Origin of the sequence: Micromonospora sp. 15K316, assembly GCF_004348525.1 — a bacterium.
Classification (GTDB): Bacteria; Actinomycetota; Actinomycetes; order Mycobacteriales; family Micromonosporaceae; genus Micromonospora.
Map to the genome: position 1 here is coordinate 1 of NZ_SMKG01000179.1, position 12,151 is coordinate 12,151.

Sequence of the window (12,151 nt, forward strand, 5' to 3'; positions counted from 1 at the left end):
GCGTAACCCAACCCAACCCAACCCAACCTGCCCACCAGGGAGGCACGCATGAGCGAGCACGCCTACTCCACCGACAACCCCCAGGTCGTCACCGCCTACCGGGTCACCGTGGCCGCGTTCAACGACTGCGGCCGCCGAGCCCGGGAGAGCGCCGCCGCCATCGGCAAGAACAGCGGCCCGCTGATCGTGAACAGCCGGGTGTCCGCGCCCCGCGTCGTCGGCCTGTCCACCACCACCCCGAACGACCCGCCCGCCGGGTGGCGGTACTCCACCACCGAGCAGCACCTGGTGCCCCGCCGCGGCCAGGTGGGCGAGCCGGCCCGGCAGTGGCTGGACGCCCACCAGCCGCCGGATCTGCGGGCCACGTTGGAGCGGCACGGCCTGCCCCGCACGTGCAAGCCCGGCCCAGAGTTGCGCTGGTTCCTGGCGACGCCGGGGGTGTTCGAGCACGACGGCACGGTGTGGGCGCTGTACCCGAACGAGCCGGACGGCGAGTGCACGTGGACGACGCGGAAGCTGTCGGAGTTCCACGCCGCCCGGGAAGCGCTGGAGGCCGCCGAGCAGGACGCCCGCCCGGTGGTGCCGGCGTGACCCGACCCCTGACCACCGTCGACCGGGCGATCACCGTCCGGCAGCCGTACGGGCAGTGCATCGCCATCGGCCGGAAGACGGTCGAGAACCGCGGCCAGGGCACCGACTACCGGGGGCCGGTCGCCATCCACGCCGGTAAGCGCATCCAGCCCGGCGGCGACCGCGACCCCCGCGTCATCGACCTGTACGGGCGGGACGCCTCCACCGGCATGCCGCTCGGCGCGGTCGTCGCCGTCGCCAACCTGGTCGACTGCCACCAGATGCGCCGGGTTCCGGGCTCGCCGTCGGGGGCGTGCTGCCACCCGTGGGGTGATCCGGAGTACGTGACGAAGGTCGGCACGCTGCCCGCCTACCACCTGGTCCTGGCCGATGCGGTGCTCCTGCCGGAGCCGGTGCTGGTGCGTGGGGTGCTGTGGTTCCCGTGGCTGATGCCGGCCGCGGTCACCGAGAAGGTGCGCAGGCAGCTCGCGGCGGCGGTGACCCGCTGATGGCCCTTCACGTGGACAGGTCCGTGTTCGACTACTACCTGAGCACCCTGCCCGCCCCGGAGCGTGCGGTGTGGCTCAGCCGGGAGCGCGACCGCGAATGCATCGCCGCGATGCGGAACCGGATCGAGCGCAACCCCGTCCGCGGCGTCCTGTGGCGCCGCCCCTGGCGGTCGCGGACGCGGCCGAACTGGCGGTCACCGCGGGGTGTCCTCGCGTGGCTGCGAGCCGCCCACGACTGCTCCGACCCGGCGGTGGCCTGCTCCTGCGATGGCGGCTACCGGTTCCCCCGGCCGGTGACGGGGGTGACCCGCTGATGCCCTCGACCACCCGCCGCACCACCGCCACAGTGCCGCAGGCCCGCCGCGCCCCGGCCAGCACCGCCCGGAACCGGGAAGAGGACGAGCTGCTGGGCACGACCTTCGACCTGGCGCAGCGGCTCGGCCTGCTCGCCTACCACCCGCTGCCCGCGCAGATCCGGCCCGGCCGGTACGTCACGGCCGCGCAGGGCAGCGGGGCGAAGGGGTTCCTCGACGCCGTGTTCGCCGGCCCCGGCGGTCAGCTCTACCGGGAGTTCAAGGCCACCGACGGGTCGGTCACCCCTGAGCAGCAGCGGTGGATGGACATGCTCGACGCGGGCGGTGCCGACGTCGGTGTGTGGCGGCCCGTTGACCTCGTGTCCGGGCGGATCACCGCCGAGCTGAACAGCATCCGCCGCCCCCGCCGGCCGTTCGCCGACGTGGACGTGTTCCGGGCCGCCTTGGAGCAGATCCGCGACGCCAACCCGGAGGCGCTGTCCACGTCGGCGCTGCTCGCCTCCGTGCAGCAGCTCGCCGCCGACGCCCTCGCCGGCAACTACCACACCCTGGAGGTGACCCGTGGCTGAGAACACCGGGATCTCGTGGGCGGACAACACATTCAACCCCTGGTGGGGGTGCTCGAAGGTCAGCCCCGCGTGCCGGTTCTGCTACGCCAGCGCGAGCGACAAGCGGTGGGGCGGGAACCACTGGGGCCGCAACGTCAGCCGGAAGATGATGTCCGAGAAGTACTGGCAGACGCCGCACCGGTGGAACCGGGAGGCCCTGGCCGCCGGTAAGCCGCTGTTCGTGTTCTGCGCGTCGATGGCCGACGTGTTCGAGGACCACCCGGACGTGGTCGACGCCCGCCGCCGGCTGTGGGACGTGATCGAACAGACCCCCGCCCTGGTGTGGATGCTGCTGACGAAGCGGCCGGAGAACGTCGCCGGCATGGTGCCGTGGGGCAACCCGTGGCCCGGCAACGTATGGCTCGGTGTGAGCGCGGAGACGCAGCGGTTCGCCGACCAGCGCATCCCGACACTGCTGTCCCTGCCGGCCGCGGTGAAGTTCGTGTCCGCGGCGCCGCTGCTCGGCCCGGTCGACCTCGACCCCGGCTACTGCGACGCGCACGGCCGTTCCGAGGTCGTCACCGACGCCGACGGCCGCGAGTGGTGCGGGTACTGCGCCGCTGACGGGTTCACCGGGGAGCTGTCGTACGGGCACTGGCTGGACCCGCTCAACGGCGGCATCGACTGGGTGATCACAGAGGGCGAGTCCGGGCCGAAGGCGCGGCCGTCGCACCCGGACTGGTTCCGGTCGCTGCGTGACCAGTGCCAGGCCGCCGGGGTCGCCTACCAGCACAAGCAGAACGGCGAGTGGCACGAGCTGTACCCGGCCGACTGGCCGCTGGGGGACGCCTGGCAGAACCCGCAGCGGCACTGCTGGGTGGACCCAGTGGCCGGCAAGACGAAGCCGTTCGGCGAGTTCACCGGCCTCGGTGATGAGGGGTGGGCGCACGTCGCCCGGGTCGGCCTCAAGGCTGCCGGGCGGCTGCTCGACGGCGAACTGCACGACGCCCGTCCCGAGCCGATCGGGGTCCTGTCTTGATCCCCGGCACCACCTACCTGCTTGGCGGGGAGCCCGTCACCGCCCTCGTTGCGTGGCGGCAGCAGCGCGTCAGCGAACGCCTCGACAACGGCCCGCACCTGACCACCAAGACCACCACCCCCCGGAACGTGCTCATCCGCCGCGCCGACGGCTCGATGGACGTCCGCCCGTTCCGGGGGCTGCGCCGACCGAAAGCGAACGACTGATGGCCGCCCGATACCCCCAGGTCACCTGCCCCGGCTGCAACCTGCCGCGAAAGGTGGGCCCGTCCACCGAGCGGTTCATGCCGCACAACGACCCCAAGACCGGCGTGAAGTGCGCCAACTCCGGCCAGCCGGTGGACGTGTACGGCGTCAAGTGAGCCACCACCGCCCCCGCCTGGTCCGGCCCCTCATCGACCTCGGCCTCGGCCACGCCCACCAGTACGGCTACCGCCGCCCCAACCCACAACCCACCACAGGAGCAGATATGAGCCGATCCGCGTACGGCCTGACCAGCCAGGCTACCTCCGCCGACGACGTAGCCATCGACTGGCGGCACCGCTCCGCCTGCCGCGACGAGGACCCCGAGCTGTTCTTCCCGATCGGCACCTCCGGCCCGGCGCTAGAGCAGGTCGAGCAGGCCAAGGCTGTGTGCCGACGCTGCCCGGTCACCGACCAGTGCCTGGGCTGGGCCCTCGAATCCGGTCAGGACGCCGGGGTGTGGGGCGGCATGTCCGAGGAGGAACGCCGCGCCTTCAAGCGGCGCGGCGGCCTGCGCGTCCTGCGCACCCAAACCGCCTGACCACGAAAGGAGAAACACCATGGCAGGAGACACCACCATCACCGTCATCGGGAACCTCACCGATGACCCGGAGCTGCGGTTCACCCCCTCCGGCAAACCCGTCGCCAAGTGGCGGGTCGCCTCGACCCCCCGGTTCCTCGACCGCGCCTCCGGCGAGTGGAAGGACGGCGAGCCGCTGTTCCTCGCCTGCGTCTACTGGGGGCAGCCGGCCGAGTGCGTCGCCGAGTCGTTGCAGCGCGGCCACCGCGTCATCGTGACCGGCCGGCTGCGGCAGCGGTCCTACGAGACCCGGGAGGGCGAGAAGCGCACCGTGATCGAGCTGGAGGTGGACGAGGTCGGCCCGAGCCTGCGGTACGCGACAGCGAAGGTGCAGAAGATGAGCCGCGCGTCCAGCGGCGGCGGGACACCGCGGGGCGGCGCGAACGACGACCCGTGGGCGAGCCCCGCGCACGGCCACTCCGGCACCAGCGGCGGCAGCAGCTTCGACGAAGAGCCGCCGTTCTAGTGCGCGCCTGGGTGGAGATCCAAGCCTCCGTCAAGAACGGGTTCCGAACCGTCCTGCTTGGCACAGATGACTACCTCAGATACCGCCGGTTTGGTGCGCCGGCCTTGTCGATCGGCTCGCACGGCTACGTGCAGCTCTGGGACCGGCAGGCGAGGCGAATGATCCTGCTGCACCGCTGGATCCTGGGATTGCGAACGGGTGACGGCATGATCGGCGACCACCGGAACGCCGATCGCGCGGACAACCGTCGAGACAACCTGCGGGTCGTCAACTCCAGCGGATCGAGCCAGAACGTGGCGGGCCGAGGCCGCTCGCGTTACCGGGGCGTCTACCCGAGCCGGAGCGGCAGATGGTGCGCCAAGGTCAAGTTCCGCGGCGAGGTGCTCAACCTCGGCACGTATAGCAACGAGGAGGAAGCGGCGAAGGCCGCCGACGCCAAACGCCGCGAGCTGATGCCGTTCTACGTACCAGCCGCGGAGCGTGTGTCGTGACGGTCCGGATGCTCGCCGCGATCACCGCGTTCCTCGGCGCCGCTGTCGCGCTGACCGTCGCGTTCGCCGCCCAGAAGCTCACCGGGGTTGTCGCCTGGTCGTGGTGGGTGGTGGCGGCCCCGCTGCTCACCGTCGTCGCCGTGTTCGTCGCGCGGCTGGCGGCCGTGTTCATCACCGAGTTCCCGAAGGCGTGGAAGGAGACCACACGATGACCGTTCATATCCCCACGGGGGAGTTCACCGGGCTGCTGGAAGACGTGATGCCGTTCGCGTGCCCGGACCCGGAGCTGCCGCGCATCCACGCCGTGCGTATCGAGTACGACGGGGAGGCGCTGCACGCGATGGCAACCGACGACGTCCACGCTGGCGTGTCGACGTGGCACCCCGACGACCTGCCCGACGGGGAGGGCACGCAGGAGGGTCTGTTCGCTCGCCGCGGCGGCGCCGACAACCCGTGGCACATCGTCATCTCTCTCACCGACGCCGCTGACCTGGTGAAGAAGGTCAAGTTGAAGGAGAAGGACCGGTGGGTGCCGCTGGGCCTGGACTTCATCGAGGGTGTGACGGACGTGCACCGGCTGCGGGTGGCCCGTAACACCGACAGCGGCTACCCGGGGCTCACGGTGACGGTCCTGGACCGGGACGTCGAGTTCCCCAGCATCCGCGGCAGCCTCGACCGGGAGGTGACCGGCCGGCCGGTGACGGAGCTGGAGTTCAACCCGGTCCTCCTGGGTCACTTCGGACAGGTGCGGATGCGTGGCGACGCCATGAAGATCACGCCGACTGGTGAGCAGTCGATGGCGGTCGTGACCATCGGCGACCGGTTCGTCGGCGGGATCGTGCCCGTCCGCCGCTCGTCGCGTCGGCTTTCCTCGGTCGCCTGACCCCAACCCCCGCTATCAGAAGGAGCCGCCATGCCCATCATGTTCATCATCGCCCTGGTCTTCCTGGTCATCGCCGCCGTCGTCGCGCTGACCATCCCGCTCACCCGGGACAAGGGCCCACGGATCGCCGCCGCTGGCCTCGTCGCCTTCGTGGGCCTGCTGTTCACGCTGTTCGCGTCCATGAACACGGTACCGACCCGCAACGTCGGCATCGTCACCAGCTTCAACAAGCCCACGGGCGAGACGACCGGCCCGGGGCTGAAGTTCGTCGCTCCCTGGCAGAACGTGGACGACTGGGATGCGTCCCGCCAGGCGTACGACCACCGCAGCGAAAAGACCTGCGTGCAGGTGCGGATCGCCAGCCTCGCCAACGCCTGCGTTGAGGCGCTGGTGGAGTGGCACACGAAGCCGGGCCGCGCCCCGGAGCAGTGGGCCAGCTACAAGAAGGACTTCGGCACGTTCGTGGCCCGCCGTGTCGACCCGGCGTTCGCGGAGGCGTTCAACGAGGCGTTCGCCCCCCACGACCCGCTGAAGAACATCGACCAGCAGGGCAACCTCAACGTGCCGCTGGCGCCGTACGCGGAGGCGGTCAAGGCCGGCATCGTGACGCGCATCGGGGAGGACGTCGAGGTGCTGTCGGTCGTGGTGACGCGGGTCAACTACGACGAGAAGACGCAGGGCTACATCGAGGCGTTCCAGCAGGCGGTGTTGAAGGCCCGGACGCTGGAGAAGGAGAAGGCGAACGCGCTGATCCAAAAGCAGATCACGGAAACGAACGCGAAGGTCAGCGCGGTGACTCGCTGCCTGGAGATCGCCGACAAGCATGGGCGTGAGCCGGGGCTGTGCCTCGGTGGCGGCAACCCGGTTCAGGTGACGGGCGGCCGGTAGGCCCCGTGGAGGCTGGCGCGGCCCGTCGAGGGGGCGGGCCGCGCCGTCGGCAGGAGATCGAGCTGTGAGCGCGGTGGTAGATCGGCCGGTCGTGAAGGGTCGGCCGCCTGCTGGCTGGGTGCGTCGGCCGGCGCAGTCGCAGGGCTGCGGGGCGGGGGTGACGCCGTGCGGGCGGCCGGCTCGGCTGTACCCGTGCGGGTGGCGGTGCGAGGAGCATCCGCCGCCTGGGCGGGCGAGCGGGATACGGCCCGCGGGTGAGGTGCCCGGGGGTCTGGGTGGTATGCGGTGACGCGGCTACAGGTCGGTGGGGTCGCCGTCGAGCTTCCTGTAGCGGCGGTAGTCCTCGATCGGTACGACGACGGCTTTCGTGCGGCCGTACTTCGACATGGGGAAGTGCACGCCGTCGCGCTCGGCCTCGTCTACGAGGTTGCCGAGGTTCTTCCGGGCGTCCTCCAGCCGGACCGGCTTCACGGTTGCCATGGGCGCATCGTACAGCGGTCCTCCAGATTCTCCTTGCAGGAGACCTGCCGGCTCGACAGTCATGTGGATCTCCTTACTGTAGTTCGTAGATAAACCGTAAGGTTCACGGTAAGGTTTGGGTGGTCGGCGGTCAAACCAGCCGGCCCCGAATCACAAGCACCACTGAACGGAGCACCCCGTGACCGCTGCACAGCACACCTCGCAGCCCCAGGTGGCGACACCCACGGCCGCGTCCCGCTGCTGGCGGTGGTGCCGGTGACGACACGTTGGGAGGTGGAATCCGCCATTCGCGCCTCGAACATCGAGCCGCCGGGACGGCACATCGTGCTGACCCTGCTCACGCTGACCGTCGCGGCGACGGCCGAGATTCCACCGGCACACGCACCCACATTCACCGACATGGAGCGGGAGACGGGGCTTTCCCGGTCGGCGCTCACGGAGTGGATGAGGGCGCTCGCTGATGGCGGCTGGGTCGCCCGGGTGGCTTTCCCGGAGGAATCGCGGCCTGGTTTTCGGTTGTCAATTGGTGACCCGAATGCGGCCCGCGCCCCTCGTTCCAATCGCAAACCCCGATCGGCAAACCCCGATGCAGCATGCCGCCAGGCGGTACGCCCGGAGCTGGACAGCATACCGCCAGGCGGTATGGCGCATACCGCTGAGCGGTACGCCGACGTACCGCCAGGCGGTACGACCGAGGCGGGACACCTATTCCTGGACTCCCCTACGGGGAGTCAAACCCGTACCAACCCTGAACCCGCCCCGGCCTCCGGCCCGGCCGGACGCTCCTCGGCGAAGAAGCACGCCAGCAAAACCGAGGAGAAACCGCGCGAAGACGTCGAGCGGATCTGCAAATACCTCGCCGAGTGGATCATCCGTAACGGATCGCGGCAGCCCACCATTTCCAAGGAATGGCGTGACGAAGCCCGCCGCCTGATCGACCGCGACAAGCGGCCCGTCGAAGAGATCCGCGACGTCATCCGCTGGTGCCAACGCGACCCGTTCTGGCGGAAAAACATCCTCTCGATGCCGAAGTTCCGCCAGCAGTACGACCGGCTCCGCCTCGGCTGGGAGGACGACCCCGACAACACCCGCCGCAGCAGCGGCCCCACCAACCAGCCCTACCGCAACCAGAACGACGACGAATACACGAAATGGGTGAGCCAGTGAACGACCCCCGCAACCCGGATCCCGGGCCGGTGCACATCGCCGACGCGACGGCCGCCGCCGGCATCACCCCGGCCGGCCCCAAACCGCCGACGCCCATCGAGCCCGAACCGTTCGACCCAGTCGCGTTCCGCGTCCAGCAGGCAGCGGCCACGCTCGCCGCCCGCATCCCCCCACGGTTCCGCCTCGCCACCGCCGACCACCCGCAGGTCGCCGCCTGGGCGAGCCGCTTCCTCACCGACCGGCATGACTGCCCGTCGCTGGTCCTCGTCGGACCCACCGGCACCGGCAAAACCCACCTGTGCTGGGCGGCGGTCCGGCAGGTGGTCGAGGGTGCCGCCGCCCGCGGTGAGGGCCTGACGTGGGAGGCCACCACCCACCCCGACCTGAACGCGGCCCTGCGGCCCAATCCCACCGGGTCGCACGTCGGTGTCTTGGAGCGGTTCCAGCGGGCCGACCTCGTGTTCCTCGACGACCTCGGCGCTGGCAAGCAGACCGAGTGGACCGGCGACGGCCTTCACCGGCTGGTCGATTACCGCTGGTCGCATCAACTACCGACCATCTATTCAGCCAACGCGGTCGGTGACCCGCTGGTGGCCGCCGTCGGCGACCGAGTCGCCTCGCGGCTCGGCGACGCGATGAAGGTCGCCCTAGTCGGCGTGGACCGGCGCTGGAATCGGAGGGCCTCGTGACCGACCTGATGACCCGGCCACCGGCCGACACTGACCTGCCCGAGCCGCCCGACGACTACGACGCCCAACCGGCCCGCACCGCACCGCACAACGTGCAGGCCGAGCAGATTGTGTTGGGCGCAATGATGATGTCGCCGGAGGTCATCGCCGACATCGAGCGGATCGTCCGGCCAGGCGACTTCTACCGGCCCGCCCACCGGCTGATCTTCGAGGCGATCGTCGGGCTCGCCGCCCGCCGCGAACCCACCGACCCGTACGCGGTCGCCGAAGCCCTGGCCGACAACCTGTCCCGCGCTGGTGGGGCCCCGTACCTGCACACCTGCTACTCCCGGGTGCCCACCGCCGCCAACGGCCCCTGGTACGCGCGAGTGGTGCGGGAGAAGGCCGACCTGCGCCGCATCGGGGAGATCGCCACCTTCATCCAGCAGCGGGTGTACGAGACCGGCGCGGTACCGGCCGCGGACCTGGCCGAGCAGGTGCGGGAGCGGTTGAACGCGATCGAGGACGGCACCGTCGAGGGTGCCCGCCGCTGGTCGCAGATCATCCCCGACGTCATGAAGGCGATGGAAGCCGCCGCCGACCCGGAGCGCGACGACACCCCCCGCATCCCCACCGGGTTCGCCGACCTGGACCGGCTGCTCGGCGGCGGCTGGAAGGGCGGGCAGCTCATCGTGGTGGCCGCCCGCACCGGTGTCGGTAAGTCCGTGGCGACGCTCGGTTTCGCCCGCACTGCCGCCGTGGAGTGCGAGATCCCGTCGGCGATCGTGTCGCTGGAGATGGACGACGTGGAGATCGGCACCCGACTCCTGTCGTCCGGGGCGCAGGTGCCGCTGACCACGATCATCGGCGGGCTGCTCGGCGATACCGAACTCGGCCGGGTCGAGTGGTTCAAGCGGATCAGCGTCGACGCGCCGCTGTGGGTCGACGGCACGTCCTGCCACTCCCTGGCTGACATCCGGTCGCTGGCCCGCCGACTGGCCCGCCGACACGGGCTGCGGCTGCTGGTCGTGGACTACCTCCAGCTCGTCGAAACGACGAAGGGCTCGGAGAACCGGCAGCAAGCCGTCGCCGGTATCTCCCGCGGCCTGAAGCAGTTGGCGATGGAGCTTGGCATCACGGTGATCGCGGTCAGCCAACTCAACCGGGGGCCGGAGCAGCGCGTCGACAAGCGCCCCCTGCTGTCGGACCTGCGCGAGAGCGGCGCGATCGAGAACGACGCCGACGTGATCATCCTGCTGCACCGCGACGACTACTACGACAAGGAGTCCCCCCGGGCCGGGGAGGCGGACTTCATCGTCGCCAAACACCGCAACGGCCCCACCGACACGATCACCGTGGCCGCGCCGCTGCACCTGTCCCGGTTCACCGACATGGCGATCGTCTGATGTACGCCTGCGGAACGTGGCTGGCCCGGGACTTCCTGGTCCGTCGTGTGCGCGACGAGGGCGGCCGGTTCCTGTCCCCAACGGCCGCGCGGATGCCGGGCGGCCGTCTGGTCGAGCTGCCGGCCGCCTGCGACCACCCGGTCGAGGACTGCCCACCACACCACACCGTGCCGACTCCCGGCGCGGCGCCTGACCCAACCCCAACCCGTGAGGAGTCTGCCTGTGACCACTGACCTCGGCCCCGCCGCTACGCCGCGCCCCGTCGAGTCCCAGCACCAGCGGTTCGCAGCCGCCCGCAACGACCGGACGGTCACCGCCTACCTGCGCGAGTCGCCCACCGAGCCGCCCACCACCGACGACGACCCGGTGGCGCTGCTGACCGCCGAGAAGAAGCGGGTCAAGGCGCTGCACGAGCAGCTCGCCAACGCCCACGCCGCGGTACGGAGCATGGCGCAGACCATCGGGGACCTCGGAGCCCGCCTCGACGCCGCCGAGCAGTGGGAGCAGGTCGCCGCCAGGGCCGCCGAGCAGATCACCGCTGTGACCGAGCAGCGCGACAACCTCCGCCGCCGGCTCCTCGTCGCTGCGCCCGCCGCCGACCACGCCCACCGGGTGGTCCGCGCTATCCGCGAGGCCCGCAGCCACGGCTGCGGCCACCACTGCCTGGATGGCGGCTGCGGCTTCGACGTCGCCACGTTCGTGAACCGCGTGGACGAACTCTTGGAGGTGCCCGCACCGGAGGAGGTCGACCTGAGTGTTTGGCCCGACTGGGTGGTCGAGCTGGTCCGCGGACTCATCCGCTACGACGCCGAACACCCGAAGCTGTACCGGTACGTCCCCGGCGGCGAATACGGGGATGCGGAGTGCCCGTGCAGCCTGCTGAAGCTGGTGCCGGCCGACGTGCGCGCCCAGGCGGAGGCGGGCCGGTGAGCCAGTACTGGTCGTGGTCCCTCACCGCCGTCGGTGTCCTCGGCATCTACCTCGCCGGCCGCCGGTCCGCCGCCGGCTGGGGGGTCGGCGTCGCCGCGCAGGTCCTGTGGATCGCGTACGCGATTGCCACCCGCCAGTGGGGGTTCATCGCGTCCGCGCTGGCCTACAGCACCGTCTACGGCCGGAACTGGCTGGCCTGGCGGCGCGACACCTCCGCCCCGTCACCCTCCCCCAACCCGAACACGAAGGAGCCGTCGTGATCATCACCGTGACCCCGACCATCGGCGACGGCACCGTTGTCCGCTGGTACCCCGCCGACACCCACACCGACCTGATCCCCGCCACCATGCCCGCCGTCAGCGCCTCCCGTAACGGCGTGCTCGTCAACACCTACCTACACGCGGTGCCCGAGGAGGTGATGACGGCCGCCCACGAGGTGTGGGAACAACTCCGCCGCGACCACGACGCCGACGTCACCGCCCTCGCCACCCACCGCAAGGAACGGCTGTTCGGCACCTACGAGCCCGTCACGGCGAAGCAGTGGCTCGCCCGACCCGAAGCCGCGGCTGACCCCGCCCCCGAACCGGCCGACGGCACCCCGGGCTGGGATCCGTCGCATAACTGCTACTGCGGCGGCCCGGAGGAAATCTACCCACACCGGCGGGGCACCGGCCGCCACTGCCGGACGGCGGGCTGAGCGATGGCCGCCACCCCGCACTCCGCCCGCGTGTTCATCGCCGTCGACCCGCCCCAGGACTACGAAGAGTCCCTGGACATCCTCGGCGTCTACGGCTCCCTCGCCGCAGCGCAGACCGCCGTACGGCTGCACCGCGCCCGGCCCGGCAACCAGATCCGGTGGGCGTACGGGCGGCGCTCCGAAGTGCAGGAGTGGGTCGGCGACGAGCACCGCACCACCTGGGCCTTCCACCCGGACAGGGGGTGGAACACCCAGCCCGCCGCCCCGTAGCGC

21 protein-coding genes are annotated in these 12,151 nt (G+C 70.9%); 20 read left to right on the forward strand and 1 reads right to left on the reverse strand.

Annotated elements, in window-relative coordinates:
* Positions 1 to 48: 48 nt before the first annotated feature.
* The 13 genes from E1211_RS24800 (at position 49) to E1211_RS24855 (ending at position 6,530) form a co-directional block, all read left to right on the forward strand.
* A complete protein-coding gene (locus E1211_RS24800; RefSeq protein WP_132351404.1) occupies positions 49 to 591 on the forward strand; it encodes a hypothetical protein in 543 nt (180 codons plus the stop codon).
* Positions 588 to 1,079 carry a hypothetical protein gene (locus E1211_RS24805; protein ID WP_132351405.1) on the forward strand — a complete coding sequence of 164 codons (492 nt, stop codon included), beginning with the start codon at positions 588 to 590 and terminating at the stop codon, positions 1,077 to 1,079. The genes E1211_RS24800 and E1211_RS24805 overlap by 4 nt, the downstream gene beginning before the upstream one ends.
* Positions 1,079 to 1,393 (forward strand): hypothetical protein, encoded by a 315-nt coding sequence (locus E1211_RS24810; protein WP_132351406.1) that lies wholly within the window; start codon positions 1,079 to 1,081, stop codon positions 1,391 to 1,393. The genes E1211_RS24805 and E1211_RS24810 overlap by 1 nt, the downstream gene beginning before the upstream one ends.
* A complete protein-coding gene (locus E1211_RS24815) occupies positions 1,393 to 1,962 on the forward strand; it encodes a hypothetical protein (protein ID WP_132351408.1) in 570 nt (189 codons plus the stop codon). Before E1211_RS24810 ends, E1211_RS24815 begins: the two co-directional genes overlap by 1 nt.
* A complete protein-coding gene (locus E1211_RS24820; RefSeq protein WP_132351410.1) occupies positions 1,955 to 2,980 on the forward strand; it encodes a DUF5131 family protein in 1,026 nt (341 codons plus the stop codon). Before E1211_RS24815 ends, E1211_RS24820 begins: the two co-directional genes overlap by 8 nt.
* Positions 2,977 to 3,186, forward strand: a complete 210-nt coding sequence (locus E1211_RS24825; protein WP_132351412.1) for a hypothetical protein — start codon at positions 2,977 to 2,979, stop codon at positions 3,184 to 3,186. Before E1211_RS24820 ends, E1211_RS24825 begins: the two co-directional genes overlap by 4 nt.
* Entirely contained in the window at positions 3,186 to 3,341 is a 156-nt protein-coding gene (locus tag E1211_RS32705; RefSeq protein WP_165947341.1) for a hypothetical protein, read from the forward strand. Before E1211_RS24825 ends, E1211_RS32705 begins: the two co-directional genes overlap by 1 nt.
* A gap of 164 nt (positions 3,342 to 3,505) precedes the next feature.
* Positions 3,506 to 3,763 carry a WhiB family transcriptional regulator gene (locus tag E1211_RS24830; protein ID WP_132351438.1) on the forward strand — a complete coding sequence of 86 codons (258 nt, stop codon included), beginning with the start codon at positions 3,506 to 3,508 and terminating at the stop codon, positions 3,761 to 3,763.
* 19 nt (positions 3,764 to 3,782) lie between these two features.
* Positions 3,783 to 4,268 (forward strand): single-stranded DNA-binding protein, encoded by a 486-nt coding sequence (locus E1211_RS24835; protein WP_132351414.1) that lies wholly within the window; start codon positions 3,783 to 3,785, stop codon positions 4,266 to 4,268.
* Between the two features lie 11 nt (positions 4,269 to 4,279).
* Positions 4,280 to 4,759 (forward strand): HNH endonuclease, encoded by a 480-nt coding sequence (locus E1211_RS24840; protein WP_132351416.1) that lies wholly within the window; start codon positions 4,280 to 4,282, stop codon positions 4,757 to 4,759.
* Positions 4,756 to 4,971 (forward strand): hypothetical protein, encoded by a 216-nt coding sequence (locus tag E1211_RS24845; RefSeq protein WP_132351418.1) that lies wholly within the window; start codon positions 4,756 to 4,758, stop codon positions 4,969 to 4,971. The genes E1211_RS24840 and E1211_RS24845 overlap by 4 nt, the downstream gene beginning before the upstream one ends.
* A complete protein-coding gene (locus E1211_RS24850; RefSeq protein ID WP_132351420.1) occupies positions 4,968 to 5,642 on the forward strand; it encodes a hypothetical protein in 675 nt (224 codons plus the stop codon). The genes E1211_RS24845 and E1211_RS24850 overlap by 4 nt, the downstream gene beginning before the upstream one ends.
* Before the next feature lie 30 nt (positions 5,643 to 5,672).
* On the forward strand, positions 5,673 to 6,530 hold the full coding sequence (locus E1211_RS24855) for an SPFH domain-containing protein (RefSeq protein ID WP_132351422.1): 858 nt from the start codon (positions 5,673 to 5,675) through the stop codon (positions 6,528 to 6,530).
* A gap of 294 nt (positions 6,531 to 6,824) precedes the next feature.
* On the opposite strand, the gene E1211_RS24860 is transcribed toward E1211_RS24855, so the two are convergent.
* The gene (locus E1211_RS24860; RefSeq protein WP_165947342.1) at positions 6,825 to 7,010 is read right to left on the reverse strand and encodes a type II toxin-antitoxin system prevent-host-death family antitoxin; all 186 of its coding nucleotides are present in this window, start codon (positions 7,008 to 7,010) and stop codon (positions 6,825 to 6,827) included.
* A gap of 255 nt (positions 7,011 to 7,265) precedes the next feature.
* Between E1211_RS24860 and E1211_RS24865 the strand changes: the two genes are divergently transcribed.
* From E1211_RS24865 to E1211_RS24895, 7 genes are all read left to right on the forward strand, one after another.
* A complete protein-coding gene (locus E1211_RS24865) occupies positions 7,266 to 8,177 on the forward strand; it encodes a hypothetical protein (RefSeq protein WP_207915501.1) in 912 nt (303 codons plus the stop codon).
* Positions 8,162 to 8,866: an ATP-binding protein gene (locus tag E1211_RS24870; RefSeq protein ID WP_132351428.1), complete on the forward strand. Its 705-nt coding sequence runs from the start codon at positions 8,162 to 8,164 to the stop codon at positions 8,864 to 8,866. Before E1211_RS24865 ends, E1211_RS24870 begins: the two co-directional genes overlap by 16 nt.
* Positions 8,863 to 10,251 (forward strand): replicative DNA helicase, encoded by a 1,389-nt coding sequence (locus E1211_RS24875; RefSeq protein WP_207915502.1) that lies wholly within the window; start codon positions 8,863 to 8,865, stop codon positions 10,249 to 10,251. Before E1211_RS24870 ends, E1211_RS24875 begins: the two co-directional genes overlap by 4 nt.
* A 222-nt stretch (positions 10,252 to 10,473) precedes the next feature.
* On the forward strand, positions 10,474 to 11,181 hold the full coding sequence (locus E1211_RS24880) for a hypothetical protein (protein WP_132351430.1): 708 nt from the start codon (positions 10,474 to 10,476) through the stop codon (positions 11,179 to 11,181).
* Positions 11,178 to 11,441 (forward strand): hypothetical protein, encoded by a 264-nt coding sequence (locus E1211_RS24885; protein WP_132351432.1) that lies wholly within the window; start codon positions 11,178 to 11,180, stop codon positions 11,439 to 11,441. Before E1211_RS24880 ends, E1211_RS24885 begins: the two co-directional genes overlap by 4 nt.
* Complete coding sequence (locus E1211_RS24890; RefSeq protein ID WP_132351434.1) at positions 11,438 to 11,878, forward strand: hypothetical protein; 441 nt, start codon at positions 11,438 to 11,440, stop codon at positions 11,876 to 11,878. The genes E1211_RS24885 and E1211_RS24890 overlap by 4 nt, the downstream gene beginning before the upstream one ends.
* A gap of 3 nt (positions 11,879 to 11,881) precedes the next feature.
* Complete coding sequence (locus E1211_RS24895; protein ID WP_132351436.1) at positions 11,882 to 12,148, forward strand: hypothetical protein; 267 nt, start codon at positions 11,882 to 11,884, stop codon at positions 12,146 to 12,148.
* Positions 12,149 to 12,151 lie beyond the last annotated feature (3 nt).

What these genes read in the sequence shown, in the direction of transcription:
- E1211_RS24800 (WP_132351404.1), top strand. Translation starts at nt 49, where the DNA reads ATGAGCGAGCACGCCTACTCCACCGACAACCCCCAGGTCGTCACCGCC.
- E1211_RS24810 (WP_132351406.1), top strand. Translation starts at nt 1,079, where the DNA reads ATGGCCCTTCACGTGGACAGGTCCGTGTTCGACTACTACCTGAGCACC.
- E1211_RS24815 (WP_132351408.1), top strand. Translation starts at nt 1,393, where the DNA reads ATGCCCTCGACCACCCGCCGCACCACCGCCACAGTGCCGCAGGCCCGC.
- E1211_RS32705 (WP_165947341.1), top strand. Translation starts at nt 3,186, where the DNA reads ATGGCCGCCCGATACCCCCAGGTCACCTGCCCCGGCTGCAACCTGCCG.
- E1211_RS24835 (WP_132351414.1), top strand. Translation starts at nt 3,783, where the DNA reads ATGGCAGGAGACACCACCATCACCGTCATCGGGAACCTCACCGATGAC.
- E1211_RS24850 (WP_132351420.1), top strand. Translation starts at nt 4,968, where the DNA reads ATGACCGTTCATATCCCCACGGGGGAGTTCACCGGGCTGCTGGAAGAC.
- E1211_RS24855 (WP_132351422.1), top strand. Translation starts at nt 5,673, where the DNA reads ATGCCCATCATGTTCATCATCGCCCTGGTCTTCCTGGTCATCGCCGCC.
- E1211_RS24860 (WP_165947342.1), bottom strand. Translation starts at nt 7,010, where the DNA reads ATGGCAACCGTGAAGCCGGTCCGGCTGGAGGACGCCCGGAAGAACCTC.
- E1211_RS24870 (WP_132351428.1), top strand. Translation starts at nt 8,162, where the DNA reads ATGGGTGAGCCAGTGAACGACCCCCGCAACCCGGATCCCGGGCCGGTG.
- E1211_RS24895 (WP_132351436.1), top strand. Translation starts at nt 11,882, where the DNA reads ATGGCCGCCACCCCGCACTCCGCCCGCGTGTTCATCGCCGTCGACCCG.